The sequence below is a fragment of the Kitasatospora sp. NPDC001175 genome, assembly GCF_053598215.1.
This window is the reverse complement of record NZ_JBSFJU010000042.1, coordinates 35,914-53,031: the sequence shown is the minus strand read 5'-3', so window position 1 is coordinate 53,031 and position 17,118 is coordinate 35,914. Positions and strand designations below refer to the sequence as shown.

The following is a 17,118-nucleotide window of genomic DNA, read 5'->3' as shown; positions in this document are numbered from 1 at the left end:
GGCGCGGGGACCCGCGCGCGGCACCAGGCGGCCGCGCGGTTCCCCGCGCCCCTGTCGGTCTGTCCGATGGTCCGCTCACCGGCGTTCTCCCGACGGCCGGTTGGGGTCTTCCCCGGTCTTCCGCGACACCCCGGTCATCCGGTGCCAAGACCGCGCTCCGGCGGTGGCGGGACGACTACACTCGCCAGGATCCCGCCAGCGAGGAATGGGGCAGACATGTCCGCTCAGCAGGCCACGGGCGGCCCGGTCGCCGTGACGATCGGGTCCCGGCCAGAGCCCGTCCACACCGTCGCGGTGTACGCCTTCGACGGCATGGCACCGTTCGAACTCGGCGTGGTCGTCGAGGTGTTCGGCCTGGCCCGGCCGGAGCTCAGCGGGCTGCTGGCGGCGCCCTGGTACGGGCTCAGGGTCTGCGCCGACCGGCCGGGAACACCGCTCGGCGCGGTCGGCGGCTTCTCGATCACGGCCCGGTACGGGCTGGACGAACTGGCCGCCGCCGACACCGTCGTGGTGGTCGGCGTACCCAACCCGTTCGCGGGCGACGTCCCGCCCGGCCTGGTCTCCGCCCTGCGCACCGCCCACGATCGCGGCGCCCGGATCGTCTCCATCTGCTCCGGCGCCTTCGCCCTCGCGGCCGCCGGGCTGCTCGACCACCGGGCGGCCACCACCCACTGGCGGTACGCCGAACTCCTGCAGCAGCGCTACCCGTTGGTCCGGGTCGACCCCGACGTGCTGTACGTGGACAACGGCGATGTGCTCACCAGCGCGGGCAGTGCCGCCGGGATCGATCTCTGCCTGTACCTGGTCCGCCGCGACCACGGCGCCAAGGTCGCCAACACCGTCGCCCGCCGCTTCGTCGTACCGCCCCACCGGGACGGCGGGCAGGCCCAGTTCATCGAGGCGGCGGTCCGACCGGTCGAGGAGGACGAGGACGGGATAGCCCGCTCCATGCAGTGGGCACTGGACCACCTGTCCGCTCCGCTGACGGTGCCGCTGCTCGCCCGGCAGGCCGGGATGTCGGAGCGGTCCTACCTGCGGCACTTCACCGCGCGCAACGGGACCAGCCCGATGCGCTGGGTCATCACCCAGCGCATCGCCGCCAGCCTGCCGCTGCTCGAATCCCCCGACGGCACGGTCGAGGAGATCGCCGCCGCCGTCGGCTTCGAGAGCGCCGCCACCTTCCGCCACCACTTCGGGCGGACGATGCACACCTCGCCGACGGCCCACCGGCGCGGTTTCGGCCGCGGCGTCGCGTAGTCCCCGGTCCGGCGGGCCTGAGAGACCCAGATCACTGCGCACATCCGGCCCGTTTTCCGTTATCCCGGGCCGGGTGGCGGGTCTCCCAAGCGTTGGTACACGACCCCGACGCTAGGTAGGCCATGAGCAGCGACTTCGAGACCGTGGTGACGGCGCCCTCCGGAGAGGGGCACAGGCGTGCCGGAGGCCAGGCCCGCAGGCGCGACCGCCGCCGGGCGGCCTCGGGAACCGCCGGACGGGCTCGCAGGATCGCCACCATGGCCGGGGCGGCCGCACTCGTCGTCGCCGCCGCGGGTGCCGGCTTCGGCATCCTGGCCGCCTCGGGCAGTGCTCCGCGGCCGCAGACCGCCGCCGCCCTCCCGGACTTCGGTGCCCCCGCACCGGTCCTCGGCACGCCCTCGGCCGCTCCCTCGAACACGACCGCCGCGGCGTCGCCCACCGCCGCCGCGTCGGCGAGCCCGACCAGCAGCCCCACCGTCGCGGCTCCCGGCCCCGCCGGCTCCTCGACCGCCGCCCAGGACTCCGCGAAGCAGTCCGGCACCGCGGCCGCGAAGGGCGGCGCCGCCTCCCCGGGCGAACGGACCGCCGCCGCGGGCGGATCGGCTCAGGACCGGACGGGTGACCGCACGTCAGGCCGGTCCGCCACGCCCGGCGGTCCGCCCGCGAAGGCGCCCACGGTGAGCGGCGACTGGCCCGCCTCGCAGTCCGTGGCCGACGCCGAGGCCATCTCGCTGCAGCTGATCAACAAGGAGCGGGCGATGGCCGGGGTCCCGGCGCTGAAGCCCGCGTCCGATCTCGCCGCCTTCGCCACCCAGTGGGCGAAGCACATGCGCGAGACCGGCTTCGCCCACTCCGCCAACGCCTCCGGCGCTGGCCCCAGCCGCACCGCGCACCGCACCCTCACCGGGGAGTGCATAGTGATGTGGAGCGACCCCTCGATGACCGCCGAACAGGCCGCGGTGCAGTTCCAGGACATGTGGCGCAACCACCTCCCGCACTACCTGGCCCAGATCAACCCCGCGTACACCGAGATCGGCGTCGGCATCTACCACGACGAGAGCGGCTGGTGGGGCGTCCACGAGTTCGGCAACGGCTGAGCCCCCGGGCGGCGTTGACCGCGGCGGCGGGTCTGCCGCCGTGGTCAACGCCCCTGTCCCGGCGACCGCTGGCCGCCGCCTCCCCCGCGGGCGGCGGGGGCTACGCCTGGTGGGCGTCGGCGTTGGCGACCATGGCGTCGTGGAGCCACTGGGCCAGGCCGACGGCGAGCTTCTCGTAGGTGGCGGTGAACCGGGGGTCGGCGACGTACATCCCGGCGATGCCGCGGTGGATCTCGTAGGTGCAGTCGTAGAAGTTGCCGCTGATGTGCCGGCGGTGGGCCTCGGCGGCCTCCATGGCCTCCGCGCTGTCGGCGGCGGCGCCGGACCGGAACACCTCCGCCAGACGGGAGTTGAGCGACTCCGTCTCCGTCTGGATCCGCTGCCAGTCGGCCTTGCTGTACTGGCCGGTGCGCTGCTGGGACTGCTTCCAGGCCTCGGTGTGCCCCCAGCGCTGCTCGGCCTCGGTCTCCCAGCTCTCCTGGTAGTCGGCGCCGAAGACCTCGAACTTCTCCTCGGGCGTCAGTTGAATGCCCATCCTTCTCGCCTCCATGGCTTGTTCGACGGCTGCGGCCATTTCCTGGAGCTGCGCGATCCGTGAGGTGATCAGCTGGTGCTGACGGCGCAGGTGCTCGGTCGGGCTGACCGAGTCGTCGTCCAGGATGGACGCGATCTCTTCGAGGGAGAACCCGAGTTCGCGGTAGAAGAGGATCTGCTGCAGCCGGTCGAGGTCCGCGTCCTCGTACCGGCGGTAGCCGGCCGGGGTGCGGCCGCTCGGCGACAGCAGTCCGATCTCGTCGTAGTGGTGCAGGGTCCGTACGGTCACCTTGGCGATCGCCGCCACCTGTCCCACCGAGTACGTGCTCATCGGGTCCGCTCCCTCCTCGATGGCTTCAGCCTGCCGCCTCACGTTGCGTGAGGGTCAACCCGGTACGAGGGCGGGCCGTGCGCCGAGCGACCCTACCCGGCAAGGAAGGAAGCCGGCGCTCAGTCCGCCAGGTCGGCCACCGCGACGACGTGGTCGATCCTGACCCGGACCAGCAGTTCGCCCGGCACCCCGTTGCGCGCCGCCAGCTCCTCCCGCCGGTCCTCCCCCATGTACCGCGCGCCGATCCGTCCGGCCCACTCGCGCACCTCGGGCAGGTCGTCGCCGAGCGTCGCCGTCCCCCGGACCGCGACGAAGGAGAACGGCGGCTGCTCGTCGTCCACACAGAGCATCACCCGGGGGTCACGGGCCAGGTTGCGGCCCTTGACGGTGTCCCGGCCGGTGTTGAAGACGAGGTCGTCGCCGTCCAGCAGGAACCAGATCGGCGCCACGTGCGGGCTGCCGTCGGCCTTGGTGGTGGCCAGTTTGGCGGTGCGGGTACCGGCGGACAGAAAGGCCCGCCACTGGGATTCGGTCATCTGAGGCATGCGGCCCATGCTGGCCCAGGCCTCCCCGCCGAACCGGGACAACCCGCCCTGACCCCCCACCGGGTCGACCGATCGGTTGAGCCCCGGACCGCCCGCCGGTGTCCGCTCAGAGCACGTCGGACAGTTCGCGCAGCAGCTTCGCCTTGGCCCGCGCACCGACCATGCTCCTCACCGGCCGCCCGCCCTGGAAGACCATCAGCGTGGGCATCGACAGCACCCCGTACGCCGCCTGGGTCTCCGGGTTCTTGTCCACGTCGAGCTGGACGATCCTCAGCCGGCCCGCCTCCTCGCGGGCGACCTCGGCCAGCACCGGCGCGATCATCCGGCAGGGCGGGCACCAGTCGGCGGTGAAGTCCACCAGCACCGGCAGTTCGGACTTCAGCACCTCGGCCGCGAAGTTCTGGTCGGTGACCGACTCGACTCCCGTGATCTGCACCATGGTTCAGTTCCCCTCCGTCTCGTTCGGATGCGCGCTGAGCTCGCAGCGCGGTTGCGGACCGCCCGGCCGCGCGGCCTGCGCCTCCAGCTCCGCCCTGGCGAGCTGGGCCCCCACCTGGTCGCGGACCTCCTGGAGCCGGGCGATGCACCGGTCCAGCTCGGCCAGCTTGCTGCGGTAGACCTCCAGCGAGGCCGGACAGGAGTCGCCGGCCGGGTGCCCGGCCCGCAGGCACTCCACGAACGGCCTGGTGTCCTCCAGTTCGAAACCGAAGTCCTGCAGCAGCCGGATCTGGCGCAGCAGCCGCAGGTCCTCCTCGCCGTACGCCCGGTAGCCGTTGCCGCTGCGCCGCGCGGGCAGCAGGCCACGCGACTCGTAGTAGCGCAGCGTCCGCGTCGTGGTGCCCGCCTTCTCGGCCAGTTCTCCGATCCGCATGGGGACGACGGTAAACCTTGACCCCGGCGTCAAGGCCAGCGGAATCGGCAGGACCGGTCCGCCCCGGCCGTCCGGAACGGCCGGGCCGCCCGTACGGCCTGAGGCGGCCCCGCCGGGAGCGCGGTCAGTCCTCCTCGGCCGACAGGTTGGGGATGTCGGCCCGGTACAGGCTCAGCAGCATTCCTGACCGCCCCACCGGCGGGCGGCCGGCGGCTCGGGTCCGGATTCCGGGCCGGCCGGGTCCGCCGGGCGGGGAGGCTCGACTAGCCCAGGGTCCAGAGGTGCAGCGCGTCGCCGTCCTCGGTGAGGGTGTACCAGGTGCCGTCGCCAAGTGCCCTGGGAGCGGCGGATATCGGGAACGGGTAGTCGACCTGGCCGATCGTCCGCATCCGCGCCGCGTCAACCAGCCAGTGCCGGACGGCGCCGAACTCCTCGTCGTACTCGGCCGTCCCGGCGATGACGGTGTCATCGTCCAGGAAGCCGCACTCGTAGTCCCAGCGCAGCTCGTCGGGCTCGCCCTCCGGGTCGGCGTCGGGGTGCGCGGGAAGCGTTCCCTCGGCCTCCAGTTCGGCCAGGACCTCGCCGTCCCCGACCCGGTGCAGGGCGAGGGCCTCCTGGTAGTGGGTCACGGTCAGCATGCGGTCACCGGACGGGCTCACCGCGATCAGGACGCGATCGTCGTCCCCCACACACTCCACGGTGAGCTGTTCGCCGTCCCAGCGGCCCCACCGCAGCAGGACCCCGTCCTGGCCCTCGCCGACGCTCAGCCCCATCTGCCCCGGGTCCGGGTGCTGCACGTGATCCGAACCGGCGGCCACCGTCATGGCGTCCGCCCGTCCGAGCACCCGCCCGTCGGCGGCGTCCAGCACCAGCCACTCGTCGCATGCCTCCGGGTCCAGCTCGCCGGCGTGCGCGACCGGGCCGCGGATGTGGGCCCAGAGGAGCGCGCCGTCCGGGGAGAAGACCAACGAGCCGCTGTCCGGGTACCGGTGCCCGCGGTCGTCCGCGTACTCCTCGTAGGACGTGTGCATCTCCCGGCAGCCGGCGTCCCAGCAGCCGTGCCGGACCTCCCACCGCACCGTGCCGTCCGGCTCCACCGCCCGCAGCGCGTGCACGCCCGCGAACACGGCGACGTCGCGCTGCGGCGACACCGTGCAGACGCCGGGCCAGGGCGCCGGGAAGCGGACCGCTTCGCCCCTTCCCGCGAGCAGTTCGTCCAGGTCGTACGCCACCGCCTCGGCGTCGTCGCGCCGCATGAGCAGCCGCCGCCCCGGCCAGTGCAGCACGAACGAGGCGTCGAGCGTGGCGATGAGGCGGGCGGCCGTGGTCATATGGTCCTCCGGTGCGAACGGCGTTGCGCGCACCTTACGACCGGATTCCGACAACGCCGCTGCCGGGCTCCGGGCGAGGTGCCGGCCCTACTGCGCGAGGTAGCCGCCGTCCACCGGCAGCACCGCCCCGGTGATGAAGCTCGCGTCGTCGGAGGCCAGGAACAGGATCGCCGCCGCCACCTCCTCCGGTTCGCCGAGCCTGGCCATCGGGTGGAGCTTCTCGATCGCCTCCAGGTACTCGGGACCGCCCGGCTCGTCGGCCAGCTGCCGGACCCGTTCCGTCCTGATCGTCCCGGGGGCCACCGCGTTGATCCGGATGCCCCTGGCCGCCCACTCGACCGCCAGGTGCTTGGTCAGGCCGGTGGCGACGAACTTCGCCGGTCCGTAAGCCGCCTGTCCCGACTGCCCGGCCAGGCCGGAGATGGAGGAGAGGCAGACGATCGAGCCGCCGCCGTCGGACCGCAGCATCTCCTCGATCGCGTACTTGCAGGTCAGAAACATGCCCCGGCCGTCAACGGCCATCACCTTGTCCCAGTCCTCCGGGGTGGTCTCCAGGACGGTCTGCAGCGGGATGATCCCGGCGTTGGCGACCAGGGTGTCGATCCGCCCGAAGTCCTCGACCGCAGCCGCGATCATCTCGCGGGCGTCCTCGGCCACCGAGACGTCCCCGACCACGGTCCGGATCTCCGCCCCCGTCTTGGCCAGTTCCTCCCGCAGCACCTCCAGGCCGTCCCGGTCCACGTCGGTGAGCACCAACTGGGCGCCCTCGGCGGCGAACAGCCGGGCCGTCGCCCGCCCGATCCCGAACGCCGCCCCGGTCACCACGGCCGCCTTGCCCCGCATCCGTCCGCCTGCCATCCGCCACACTCCCGTCAGCCATCGGTCGAGTACGGACCACCTTCCCACCCCGGCCGCCCCCAACTGCGGTAGAACACCAGGGAATCGACCGGAAGCAGCAACAAGCGAGGCCCCGGCCGGAACGGGGTTCCGGCCGGGGCCTCGGGCATGGTGCTGGCGGTCCGTCAGATAGCGCCGAACTCGCCTCGGGCGGCGGCGGCGGCGAACGCCAACCAGGCCTCTGTTGAGAAGCGGAGCTGCGGACCCTCGGCGTCCTTCGAGTCACGGACGGGGACGACGCCGTGGGTGGCGGCGAACTCCGGTGCGAACTCGATGCAGTTGCCACCAGCACCACCGCTGTGGCTGCTCTTGCGCCACATCGGCTGTTGCTCTTGTCGCATGACCACACTCCTCCCGCACACACGCTGTTAGTAGTTTCAGCTGATCAGACGTCGCCGAACTCGCCTCGAGCGGTAGCGGCGGCGAACGCCAACCAGGCTTCTGTTGAAAAGCGGAGCTGCGGACCCTCGGGGTCCTTCGAGTCACGAACCGGGACTACACCGTGGGTGGCGGCGAACTCCGGTGCGAACTCGATGCAATTACCGTTGTCGCCACCGCTGTAGCTGCTCTTGCACCAGTGCGCTTGCGGCGGTTGGTGATCAGTCTTGCTCACTTGCATAGTCCTCTGCTGCCGCTTCAATCAGAGCCAGGGACGCCTCATGGGACAGTGCGGCGCTCCGTACGAGATCGTAGGCCCACCTGCAATTCTCCACATAGGCGGGATCGTCGATGAGTTGACCGCGATACGGCCCCTCGCCATAGGCCACGGGAGGGGCGTCAACAAAGGTCATGAGGGTGAGAGATCCCTGCATCAGGGGGTGCCCACCTGCCGAGAAGGGCAACACCTGCAACACGATCCTGTTGCTACGCACCAGTTGGGCGAGATGGGCAAGCTGGCCATGCATCACTCTCGCGTTGCCCGTGACTCGGCGGATGACGGCTTCGTCAAGAACAACCCAGTACCGAGGCCTCGTTGGGGAATGAAGGATGTGTGCTCGCTCCATACGCATGCTCACGAGCTCGTCGGTCTCTACTGCCAGCCGCAAGGGATCAAATGCCCGGAACACCGCACGCGCGTACTCGGCGGTCTGCAGGAGCCCCGGAACCAGAACCGGGTCGTATTCATAGATCGTCCGCGCCATCTCTTGCAGCTCTCGGACAGCTGTGAAGTAGTCAGCGAACCGGCTACGCGTGACCATCGGATACAACCGGGTGAAGTGCCCATCCGTACCCAGGGCAACGTCCAATCGCTCGGACAGATCCTTCTGCGGCTGCCTGGTCGCCGACTCCATCTGCCCGATGTATGCACCCGAGCAGAACACCAGTGCCCCCAGGGCCTCCTGGGACAGCCCCTTAGCCAGCCGAAGCCGCCGGAGCTCGGCCCCGTAGAAGGCCTGCGGGGACTCGGCAGGGTCGAGTTCCTTGGGGTTCGCCACAGCGCGGCACCTTCCCTTCCGACAGTCCCGTTGTTGGGAGCCTCCCACTTCACAGACTAGTGCCGGAGAGCGACGATTGGAGTACGGAATGTAACAATCGGGGCTGTGGCCCCCATCGAGGAGCGCACCATGGCTGCAAGCACCGGACCGAGACCGAACACCCCTGCGAAGTCGGGACGTTCACGCCTCCAGCGCATCGCGGCGGAGAGCCGGGCCGCCGCCCGCGCGGCGGAGGCCGAACTCGCCGATGCCCTGCGGCAGGCGGGCCTCGTACTGCCCTCGCTGGCGACGGAACACCAGGCCGGCTACTTCACCGGCATCGTCCTGGTGGACCTCGGCAGAGCCCGGCCCGACGTGGTCTCACGGCTCGCGGCGCTCGTCCGGCGCGGGGTGGCGGCCGCGGAGTCGGGCCCGTGAACGGGGAACCGGCACCCGAGGACTCCGACCCGCAGCCGCCGGAGCAGGACCCCCGCCCGGTCCTCACGCCCGAAGAGCACACCGACCGACCGCTGAACCCGGAGGAGTACGCCAACCGGGCCGCACTCCTGCGCAAGCTCAGGCACATCAACAAACTGACGTGACAGCGCACTTGAGTCACCCGGTGGTGAACGGCCAGGCCCGCGCCCTCCTGGGCCTGGAACCCCGGCACACCGTCAGCGCAGGCTGCGCAGGTACTCCCGGTTGAGCGCGGCGATGCCGGAGAGCGGGATGCCCTTGGGGCAGGCGGTGGCGCACTCACCGGTGTTGGTGCAGCCGCCGAAGCCCTCGGCGTCCATCGCGGCGACCATGTTCCGCACCCGGCTGCCGCGTTCGGGGGCGCCCTGCGGCAGGAGGTTGAGGTGGACCACCTTGGCCGCGGTGAAGAGCATCGCCGAGCCGTTGGGGCAGGCGGCCACGCAGGCGCCGCAGCCGATGCACTCGGCGTGCTCGAAGGCGAGGTCGGCGGTCTCCTTGGGAACGGGGGTGGCGTGGGCCTCGGGGGCGCTGCCGGTGGGGGCAGTGATGTAGCCGCCGGAGCCGATGACGCGGTCGAAGGCGGAGCGGTCCACCACCAGGTCACGGACCACCGGGAAGGCGGCGGCGCGCCAGGGTTCGACGTCGATGGTGTCGCCGTCGTCGAAGTGCCGCATGTGCAGCTGGCAGGTGGTGGTGCGTTCCGGGCCGTGCGCCTGGCCGTTGATGACCATGCCGCAGGCGCCGCAGATGCCCTCGCGGCAGTCGTGGTCGAAGGCGACCGGTTCCTCGCCGCGCAGGATCAGCTCCTCGTTGAGGGTGTCCAGCATCTCCAGGAAGGACATGTCCGGGCTGATTCCGCCGACCTGGTAGGTGGTGAGCGCGCCCGGTGCGTCGGGACCGGCCTGCCGCCAGATCCGCAGGGTGAGGTTCATGTGTAGCTCCGCTGGGTGGGGTGGACGTACTCGAAGGTGAGCTGTTCGCGGTGGAGCACGGGGGCGCCGCCCGCGCCGTGCTCTCCCAGGGCCTCGGATCCCCGGAACTCCCAGGCCGCCACGTAGGTGAACTCCTCGTCCATGCGGGCCGCTTCGCCGTCCGGGGTGGCGCTCTCGGTACGGAAGTGGCCGCCGCAGGACTCGGTGCGGTGCAGGGCGTCCAGGCACATCAGCTCGGCGAGTTCGAAATAGTCGACCAGCCGGTTGGCCTTCTCCAGCGACTGGTTGAGCTGTTCGCCGGCGCCGGGCACCTTGATCCGCCGCCAGAACTCGTCGCGCAGCTGGGGGATCCGCTCCAGCGCCTTGCGGAGACCGGCCTCGTCGCGGGCCATTCCGCACTCGTCCCAGAGGAGTTCGCCGAGTTCGCGGTGGAAGGAGTCCGGGGTGCGGTCGCCGTCGATCGCCAGCAGCAGGTTGAGCCGGTCGGTGGCGTCGGCGACGGCCTCCTCGACCGCCGGGTGGTCGGCCGGTACCGGTGGACCGTCCTGCCGCGCCAGGTAGTCGGGCAGGGTGGCCGGAAGGACGAAGTAGCCGTCGGCGAGGCCCTGCATCAGCGCGCTGGCGCCGAGCCGGTTGGCGCCGTGGTCGGAGAAGTTGGCCTCGCCGATCGCGAACAGGCCGGGGACCGTGGTCTGCAGGTCGTAGTCCACCCACAGGCCGCCCATGGTGTAGTGGATCGCGGGGTAGATCCGCATCGGGACCCGGTACGGGTCCTCGGCGGTGATCCGCTCGTACATCTCGAACAGGTTGCCGTACCTCTCCTCGACGGCCGCCCGGCCCAACCGGCCTATCGCGTCGGCGAAGTCGAGGTAGACGCCCTGTCCGCCGGGGCCGACGCCGCGGCCCTCGTCGCAGACGACCTTGGCGGCCCGGGAGGCGATGTCGCGCGGGACGAGGTTGCCGAAGGAGGGGTAGATCCGCTCCAGGTAGTAGTCGCGGTCCTGCTCGGGGATGTCCTGCGGCGCACGGGTGTCCCCGGCGGCCTTGGGCACCCAGATCCGGCCGTCGTTGCGCAGCGACTCGCTCATCAGGGTGAGCTTGGACTGGTGGTCGCCGGAGCGCGGGATGCAGGTCGGGTGGATCTGGGTGAAGCAGGGGTTGGCGAAGTAGGCGCCCCGGCGGTGGGCGCGCCAGATCGCCGTCGCGTTGGAGTTCTTGGCGTTGGTGGAGAGGTAGAACACGTTGCCGTAGCCGCCGGTCGCCAGCACCACGGCGTCGGCGAGGTGGGCGGTGATCTCGCCGGTGACCAGGTCGCGGGCGACGATGCCCCGGGCCCGGCCGTCGACCACGATCAGGTCCAGCATCTCGGTGCGCGGGTGCATCGCCACGTTGCCGGCCGCGATCTGCCGGGAGAGCGCCTGGTAGGCGCCGAGCAGCAGCTGCTGCCCGGTCTGGCCCCGGGCGTAGAAGGTGCGGGAGACCTGGACGCCGCCGAAGGATCGGGTGTCCAGCAGTCCGCCGTACTCACGGGCGAAGGGCACGCCCTGGGCGACGCACTGGTCGATGATCTCCACCGAGATCTCCGCCAGGCGGTGGACGCCTGACTCGCGCGCCCGGAAGTCCCCGCCCTTGACGGTGTCGTAGAACAGCCGGCGGATGCTGTCGCCGTCGTTGCGGTAGTTCTTGGCGGCGTTGATCCCGCCCTGGGCGGCGATCGAGTGCGCCCGGCGCGGTGAGTCCTGGAAGCAGAACTGCTCGACGTGGTAGCCCTGTTCGGCCAGCGTCGCACCGGCCGCGCCGCCCGCAAGACCGGTGCCGACCACGATCACGCGGTACTTGCGCCGGTTGGCCGGGTTGACCAGCTTCGCCTCGAACCGGCGGCGGTCCCAGCGGCCCTCGATCGGCCCGTCCGGTGCCTTGGTGTCGCGGATCGGCGTGCCCACGGTGTAGTTGAGGTACGAGCTCATTGCACGACTCCGGTCATGACGGCCACGGGGATGGAGACGAAGCCCGCCGTCAGCACCAGGGCGAGCAGGTTCGCGGTGAGCTTCAACGCCCGGTCGCGGCGCGGGTTGTTGACGCCGAGGGTCTGCGCGGCGCTCCAGAAGCCGTGCCTGATGTGCAGGCCCAGCGCGAGCATCGCCACGATGTAGATCCCGCCGCCGTACCAGGTGGAGAAGGAGGCCACCAGGTTCTGGTACGGGTGGCCGGCCTCGGCCTTCGGGTTCACGGTGAGGGTGGTCAGGTCCAGCAGGTGCCAGACGATGAACAGCGCCAGGATCACCCCGCCCCAGCGCATCGTCCTGGTCGCGTAGCTGGTCTGCCGCCGGCGGTGGACGTAGCCCTGCGGCCGGGCCGCCCGGTCGCGCTTGCTGAGCTGGTAAGCGGCCGTGCCGTGCGCCAGGACGGCGACCAGCAGCACCAGCCGGGCCAGCCAGACGAACCAGCCGTGCCGCAGGAACGGCTCGCCGATCGTGCGCAGCCAGGCCGCGTAGCCGTTGAGTTCGTCGGGGCCGAAGAAGACCTTCAGGTTGCCGAGCAGGTGCCCGACCAAATAGAGCAGCAGGATGCCGCCGCTGACGGCCATGACCGCTTTCTTGCCGACGGTCGAGCGCCACAGGGTCGTCAGAGTGGACGGACGCCTCCGGCCCGTCCCAGTCGCCAATGCCATGCCCACGACGGTAGGAATCCCGCCCACGGTACGTCCAAGACATGCTGAAGCTGGTCACCATAGGCAGGGCCTATCGTGGCTGCCTATAGTCGGGGCATGCAGCTGCAGCAGCTCCGCTACTTCGCCGCCGTGGCCGAGACCCGCAACTTCACCCGGGCGGCCGACCAGACCCATGTCTCCCAGCCGTCGCTCTCGCAGCAGATCCGGTCGCTGGAACGGGAGTTGGGTGCTGAGCTGTTCCACCGCACCCGTGGCAACATCGCCCTCACCGACGCGGGCGCCACGCTGCTGCCGCTCGCCCGGCGGATCCTCGCCGACGCGGACAGCGCCCGGCTCGCCGTGCAGGAGGTGGTCCAGCTGCGGCGCGGGCGGGTGCGGCTGGGGGCGCCGCCGAGTCTGTGCGGGAGCCTGGTGCCGGATGTGCTCACCGCCTTCCGGCGCAATCACCCCGGGGTGGAGCTGGAGGTGCAGGAGGGCGGTTCGCAGGACCTGGTCGCCGCGCTGGGCGCCGGCGAGCTGGACCTCGCGCTGGTCATCGCCCCGCAGGCGGGCGAGACGTGGCCGGCCCAGCTCGCGGTCACCGAGCTGCTGCACGAGCAGTTGGTGCTGGTCTCCTCGACGCGGCTGCCGCGCAGGCGGATCCGGGTGGAGGAGCTGCGGGAGCGGCCGCTGGTGATGTTCCGCAAGGGGTACGCGCTGCGCGAGAGCGCGCTGGCGGCCTGCCGGGCGGCCGGGTTCGAGCCGCGGTTCGCCGTCGAGGGCGGGGAGTTGGACGCGGTGCTCGGCTTCGTACGGGCCGGGCTCGGCCCCGCTGTGGTCCCCGGCATGGTGGCCGACCGCTCCGGCCTCCACCTGGCCACCTTCGCCGGGCCCGGCCTGGGCCGCACCATCGCCCTGGCCCACGGTCGCGACCTCCCCCTCACCCGCGCCGCGGCCCAGCTGCGCGCCACCCTCCTCGACCACCTCCGCACCGCGGCAGCCCAGGGCTCCCTGCCCACGGGCACCCGGCTGCTGCCGAACGCGAAGTAACTCCGCCCGCACCGCCGCGACGGCTCAGCGGGCGGCAGTGCCGCCCTGGGGCGGGGTGAGCACGGCGGCGACCAGACGGTTGGCGACGGCGGGGGCGCCGCCGTTGTCGGCGGTGGCGGTGCCGACGCCGTAGACGATGCGCAGCCGCAGGTCGCGGGTGGCGAAGACGCCGCCGGCGTAGCCGAGGTCGTGGCCGGTCTTGCCCCACAGGACGGTGCCGTCGGGCAGCGTGACGTTCTTCAGACCGGCGCCGTAGCAGGCCGCACCCTTGGCGGGTCCGCTGTCGCAGTCGCTGCCGTCCGCGTAGCGAAGGGGGTTGCCCGCGCCGTCCTTCGGGAGGGCGAACATCTCGTTCAGCTGCTCGGGGGCGAGCAGTCGGCCGCTGAACAGGCCGCTGATGAAGCGGTCGAGGTCGGGTGCGGTGGAGATGACGGCGGTGGTGTCGTCGCCCTGTTCGCTGACGTCCACGGCCCGGCCGGTGGAGTCGGTGACATAGCCGTGCAGGGTCGGCCGGGGCATCCGGGTGTCGCCCTCGGGGACGGACGTGTGGTCCAGGTGGAGCGGCCGGATCACCCGGCTGGTCACCTCGTGGCCGAAGGAGTTGCCGGTCACCTGCTCGATGATCTTGGCGGCGATGCGGTAGCCGAGGTTGCTGTACTCCTGCTCGGTGCCCGGGGTGAAGTGCATGGGCGGAGTCGATCCGCCCGGCAGGTGCAGGCTGGAGCGGATGACGTCGTCGAGGGTGAAGTAGTGGAGGTGTTCGTCGATCAGCTGGTCGGGCGTGGGGTTGGGGATGCCCACCCGCATGTCCGGCAGGCCACTGGTGTGGTTGAGCAACTGCCGTACGGTGATGGGCCAGTAGCCGTCGGGCAGGAGGTTGGGCAGGTAGTACTGGACGGTCCGGTCGAGGTCGAGCTTCCGCTCGGCGGCCAGCTGCAGGACCACCGTGGCCTCGAAGGCCTTGGAGATGCTGCCGACGTGGAAGTGCGCGTCCGGTGAGATCGGCCGGCCCGTGAAGGCGTCCGAGGAACTGCCCCGCCAGGTCTGGTCCGGGGTGCTGACCCGGGCCAGCTGACCACCCGCCCGGTCACCGGGGTGCAGGGCGACCGCCGCGTCGAGGGCCGCCGTGTTCAGCCCGGACGCACCGGTCGGCGCCGCGCTCCGCACGGCGGCGGCCGGGGCTGCTGCGGCCAGGGCCGGAGCGGCGGTGGTGGCGACCAGCGCGGCGGCCGCGATTGCTAACGGGGCGAGGTGTCGTTTGAGGGCGTTCATCGGTCGACTCCGGGTGATCGCGTCGGGGCGCCGGTCGAACGCCCTCGATCATGGTGTCGGCCGACCGGTCGACGGCGCATCGGGAATCACCCCGACCCGCCCCCGGGCTCTCCCTGACTGAGTGTCAGGGAAAGCCCGGGGGCGGGATCCGGGAGACCCGGAGGCGGCGGCCCGTCCGCTCAGTCGACGCAGGGGATGCCGCCCGCCTTCACGGCGGGTCCCTGCATCGGGAGGGTGGAGGCCGGGTCCGGGGTGTCACTGCTGGACGGGGAGGCGGAGTCGTCCGAACCGCCGCTGGGGGCCGAGTCGAGGCCGGTGCTGTCGGACGGCGGGGTGTACCCGGTGCCCAGGGTCACCACGATGCGGCCCGCGGGCACGGACGAGGAGGCGGTTGCGGTGACCCCGTAGCGGGCCGCCACCTTCTCGGCGGCGCCCTTCTCCCCGGAGCCGTACACCACGGTGGTGGTCCTCGGGTGACTGGTCGCCTCGCCGTACCTGCCGGCCTTGAGGCCCATGTCGGTGAGCGCCTTGGACTCGTTCGCCGCCGCCTTGCTGACCTTGGACGCGTTGTACACCTCCACCGTGCCCTTCAGCGAACCGCCTCCGGAGTCGTCCGCCGGAGCGGTGGAGGGCCCCGAGTCCCCGCCCGCGGTGTCGGAGGGGGCGGGCACCGGTGCCGAATCGTGGCCGAACAGCTGCTGCACGATCCTCTTGATCAGGTCGGGGTTGACGGTGTTGACGGCCTCGCCGCCGATGGTCTTGAAGCCGCTGATCGGGAGGGTGTTGAACTCGACGTTGCCACCGGTGAGGTTGGGTGCCTGCTGGGCGAAGTCCAGGATGTCCCACTGGTTGTCGATGACCACGTCCTTCTTCACCACGTTGAACAGCTTCTGCATCTGCCCGAGGTCGCCTATCACCCCCTGCTGCTTCAGCTTGTACTCGACGGAGGCGATGAAGGCCTGCTGGCGGTGGGTGCGGTCGAGGTCGCCGCCGGGAAGGTTGTGCCGCTGGCGGACGAAGGAGAGGGCGTCCGCCGCGTTCAGGTCGCTGTAGCCGGCGGGGAGCTTGAGGCCGGTGCCGCCGCCCTCATGGGTGGCGGTACGGGAGATGATCGGGTCGCTGACCGGGTGGTTGAGGCAGACCCGGATCGGCTCCAACGCCTTGGCGATGTCGTAGAAGCCGATCAGGTTGACCTCGGCGAAGTGGTCGATCGGGATGTCGAGGAACTTCTGCACCGTCTGGATGGTCGCCGAGCGCCCGGCCTCCCGGCTCTGCCGCTCCAACTCCGACTTGGACAGCCCCTTGCCCTGCAGCTTGCTCTCGGCGGCGTCCTTGGCTATCCCGTACGCCTCCTTGATCTTGTGCATCCTCCCGTCCGCACCGTACGTCTGGACGTAGTCGTCGCGCGGGACGGACAGCGCCGTCACCTTGCCGCCGTTGGCCGGGATGTGCAGCACGATCAGGGAGTTGGTGTTGTAGCCGCCGATGTCGCTGCTGCTGCCGGCGTGCAGGTCGTCCTCGACCACCTGCGGCGGCAGGTCGTTGCCGTCCATGTCCTTGCGGCTGTCCAGGCCGATCAGCAGCAGGTTGACGGACTTGTCCAGGTGCGGCGGCGCGTTGCGCTTGGCCTCGTCCAGCGCACTGGAGGTGGTCAGCCCGTCCTGGAGGTCCTTCAGGGTGTACCAGGTGAAGCCGCTGGAGCCGAGCACCGCCACCGAGACGACGCAGGCCACGGTCCGGCCGGCCATCAGCAGCGGCGAGATCCGCCGTCCACCACGGGCGCCGCCCGGCTTGCGCGACCGCATCTGACCCTGCCTGCCCTCAGCCACGACGGCCCCTCTCCTCCCGCAGCCTGCGGACCACGATCATCAGCAGTGCGGCCAGCACGGCCGCCGACATCACCGGGAAGGCGTGGGTCACCCAGCGCAGCGCCCCACTGGCCAGCGCCTTGCCCTGGTACTTGTCCCCGTTGACGAGGTACTCGGTCCCGACGGCCACCGTCAGCACCACCACCGGCGCGGAGGTGACCACCCACCACCAGCCGGCCCGGCTGCTGACCAGCGTGGCCAGCGCCGCACCCAGCACCGCGCAGACCGCGAAGACCACTCCGACCCCGGACCCGGTCACCGCGTCGACCACGGCGCCGAACACCGGCAGTCCGAGCGCCGGGTAGACCGCGGGCAGCCGCTCTCCGGCACCGCGTCCGGCGTTCGCCGCACGGGCGTCCCGGCGGCCCCGGCCGTCGGCGTCCTCGATGGACCGCCGGCTGCCCGGGACCTGCCCGGCGGCCGCGCCGGGACGCCGCTGCGCGATGGCGCCGGTGCTCTGCGCGAGGCCCTCGTCCGAGCGCCGCGCGGGCGGGACCGGGCGCTGACGCCGCGCTTCCGCCTCGCCGTAGGGCGCACGCGCCCGTTGTCCCGTCATGCCCACACCCCTCGTTCGCTCGGCTGCTGAACCGC

Annotated in this window: 20 protein-coding genes; 5 read left to right on the top strand and 15 right to left on the bottom strand. The window is 71.5% G+C overall.

What is annotated here, in order from left to right; translation table 11 throughout:
• Window positions 1–216 precede the first annotated feature (216 nt).
• Window positions 217–1,257, top strand: coding sequence for a helix-turn-helix domain-containing protein (locus tag ACWDAK_RS26460; protein ID WP_344636801.1), 1,041 nt, complete (start codon window positions 217–219; stop codon window positions 1,255–1,257).
• 122 nt (window positions 1,258–1,379) lie between these two features.
• A complete protein-coding gene (locus ACWDAK_RS26455) occupies window positions 1,380–2,354 on the top strand; it encodes a CAP domain-containing protein (RefSeq protein WP_427394937.1) in 975 nt (324 codons plus the stop codon).
• Window positions 2,355–2,454: 100 nt separating this feature from the next.
• Here the strand turns inward: ACWDAK_RS26455 and ACWDAK_RS26450 are convergent, their stop codons facing one another.
• The 9 genes from ACWDAK_RS26450 to ACWDAK_RS26410 all read right to left on the bottom strand — a co-directional run bounded on the left by ACWDAK_RS26450 (window position 2,455) and on the right by ACWDAK_RS26410 (window position 8,299).
• On the bottom strand, window positions 2,455–3,219 hold the full coding sequence (locus tag ACWDAK_RS26450; protein ID WP_427394938.1) for a MerR family transcriptional regulator: 765 nt from the start codon (window positions 3,217–3,219) through the stop codon (window positions 2,455–2,457).
• A 119-nt stretch (window positions 3,220–3,338) separates the two neighbouring features.
• Window positions 3,339–3,764, bottom strand: a complete 426-nt coding sequence (locus ACWDAK_RS26445) for a PPOX class F420-dependent oxidoreductase (RefSeq protein WP_344636798.1) — start codon at window positions 3,762–3,764, stop codon at window positions 3,339–3,341.
• 106 nt (window positions 3,765–3,870) lie between these two features.
• Complete coding sequence (trxA, locus tag ACWDAK_RS26440; RefSeq protein ID WP_344636797.1) at window positions 3,871–4,203, bottom strand: thioredoxin; 333 nt, start codon at window positions 4,201–4,203, stop codon at window positions 3,871–3,873.
• A gap of 3 nt (window positions 4,204–4,206) precedes the next feature.
• Complete coding sequence (locus tag ACWDAK_RS26435; RefSeq protein WP_344636796.1) at window positions 4,207–4,635, bottom strand: MerR family transcriptional regulator; 429 nt, start codon at window positions 4,633–4,635, stop codon at window positions 4,207–4,209.
• Between the two features lie 263 nt (window positions 4,636–4,898).
• On the bottom strand, window positions 4,899–5,966 hold the full coding sequence (locus ACWDAK_RS26430; protein WP_427394939.1) for a hypothetical protein: 1,068 nt from the start codon (window positions 5,964–5,966) through the stop codon (window positions 4,899–4,901).
• An 87-nt stretch (window positions 5,967–6,053) separates the two neighbouring features.
• Window positions 6,054–6,824: an SDR family NAD(P)-dependent oxidoreductase gene (locus tag ACWDAK_RS26425; RefSeq protein WP_344636793.1), complete on the bottom strand. Its 771-nt coding sequence runs from the start codon at window positions 6,822–6,824 to the stop codon at window positions 6,054–6,056.
• Window positions 6,825–6,988: 164 nt separating this feature from the next.
• Window positions 6,989–7,204, bottom strand: a complete 216-nt coding sequence (locus ACWDAK_RS26420) for a DUF397 domain-containing protein (protein ID WP_344636792.1) — start codon at window positions 7,202–7,204, stop codon at window positions 6,989–6,991.
• A gap of 44 nt (window positions 7,205–7,248) precedes the next feature.
• Complete coding sequence (locus ACWDAK_RS26415) at window positions 7,249–7,482, bottom strand: DUF397 domain-containing protein (protein WP_425557619.1); 234 nt, start codon at window positions 7,480–7,482, stop codon at window positions 7,249–7,251.
• A complete protein-coding gene (locus ACWDAK_RS26410) occupies window positions 7,463–8,299 on the bottom strand; it encodes a helix-turn-helix domain-containing protein (RefSeq protein ID WP_344636790.1) in 837 nt (278 codons plus the stop codon). Before ACWDAK_RS26410 ends, ACWDAK_RS26415 begins: the two co-directional genes overlap by 20 nt.
• Window positions 8,300–8,428: 129 nt before the next feature.
• Between ACWDAK_RS26410 and ACWDAK_RS26405 the strand changes: the two genes are divergently transcribed.
• Together ACWDAK_RS26405 and ACWDAK_RS26400 are read left to right on the top strand one after the other, a co-directional pair.
• Entirely contained in the window at window positions 8,429–8,716 is a 288-nt protein-coding gene (locus tag ACWDAK_RS26405) for a hypothetical protein (protein WP_427394940.1), read from the top strand.
• Window positions 8,713–8,880 carry a hypothetical protein gene (locus ACWDAK_RS26400; protein WP_344636788.1) on the top strand — a complete coding sequence of 56 codons (168 nt, stop codon included), beginning with the start codon at window positions 8,713–8,715 and terminating at the stop codon, window positions 8,878–8,880. Before ACWDAK_RS26405 ends, ACWDAK_RS26400 begins: the two co-directional genes overlap by 4 nt.
• Before the next feature lie 72 nt (window positions 8,881–8,952).
• Here ACWDAK_RS26400 and ACWDAK_RS26395 read toward each other — a convergent pair whose 3' ends face one another.
• Genes ACWDAK_RS26395 through ACWDAK_RS26385 form a run of 3 tightly spaced genes read right to left on the bottom strand, consistent with a single transcriptional unit; the run spans window position 8,953 to window position 12,358 of the window.
• Window positions 8,953–9,687, bottom strand: a complete 735-nt coding sequence (locus tag ACWDAK_RS26395) for a succinate dehydrogenase/fumarate reductase iron-sulfur subunit (protein WP_427394941.1) — start codon at window positions 9,685–9,687, stop codon at window positions 8,953–8,955.
• Window positions 9,684–11,654, bottom strand: coding sequence for a fumarate reductase/succinate dehydrogenase flavoprotein subunit (locus tag ACWDAK_RS26390; RefSeq protein ID WP_344636786.1), 1,971 nt, complete (start codon window positions 11,652–11,654; stop codon window positions 9,684–9,686). The genes ACWDAK_RS26395 and ACWDAK_RS26390 overlap by 4 nt, the downstream gene beginning before the upstream one ends.
• Window positions 11,651–12,358, bottom strand: coding sequence for a succinate dehydrogenase cytochrome b subunit (locus ACWDAK_RS26385; protein WP_344636785.1), 708 nt, complete (start codon window positions 12,356–12,358; stop codon window positions 11,651–11,653). Before ACWDAK_RS26385 ends, ACWDAK_RS26390 begins: the two co-directional genes overlap by 4 nt.
• A 96-nt stretch (window positions 12,359–12,454) precedes the next feature.
• On the opposite strand from ACWDAK_RS26385, the gene ACWDAK_RS26380 reads away from it, so the two are divergent.
• Window positions 12,455–13,387 carry a LysR family transcriptional regulator gene (locus ACWDAK_RS26380; protein ID WP_344636784.1) on the top strand — a complete coding sequence of 311 codons (933 nt, stop codon included), beginning with the start codon at window positions 12,455–12,457 and terminating at the stop codon, window positions 13,385–13,387.
• A 24-nt stretch (window positions 13,388–13,411) separates the two neighbouring features.
• Here ACWDAK_RS26380 and ACWDAK_RS26375 read toward each other — a convergent pair whose 3' ends face one another.
• The 3 genes from ACWDAK_RS26375 to ACWDAK_RS26365 form a co-directional block, all read right to left on the bottom strand.
• Entirely contained in the window at window positions 13,412–14,659 is a 1,248-nt protein-coding gene (locus ACWDAK_RS26375) for a serine hydrolase domain-containing protein (RefSeq protein ID WP_427394942.1), read from the bottom strand.
• Window positions 14,660–14,838: 179 nt separating this feature from the next.
• Complete coding sequence (locus tag ACWDAK_RS26370; RefSeq protein ID WP_427394943.1) at window positions 14,839–16,488, bottom strand: LCP family protein; 1,650 nt, start codon at window positions 16,486–16,488, stop codon at window positions 14,839–14,841.
• Window positions 16,481–17,083 (bottom strand): DUF6542 domain-containing protein, encoded by a 603-nt coding sequence (locus ACWDAK_RS26365; protein WP_427394944.1) that lies wholly within the window; start codon window positions 17,081–17,083, stop codon window positions 16,481–16,483. Before ACWDAK_RS26365 ends, ACWDAK_RS26370 begins: the two co-directional genes overlap by 8 nt.
• Window positions 17,084–17,118: the final 35 nt, after the last annotated feature.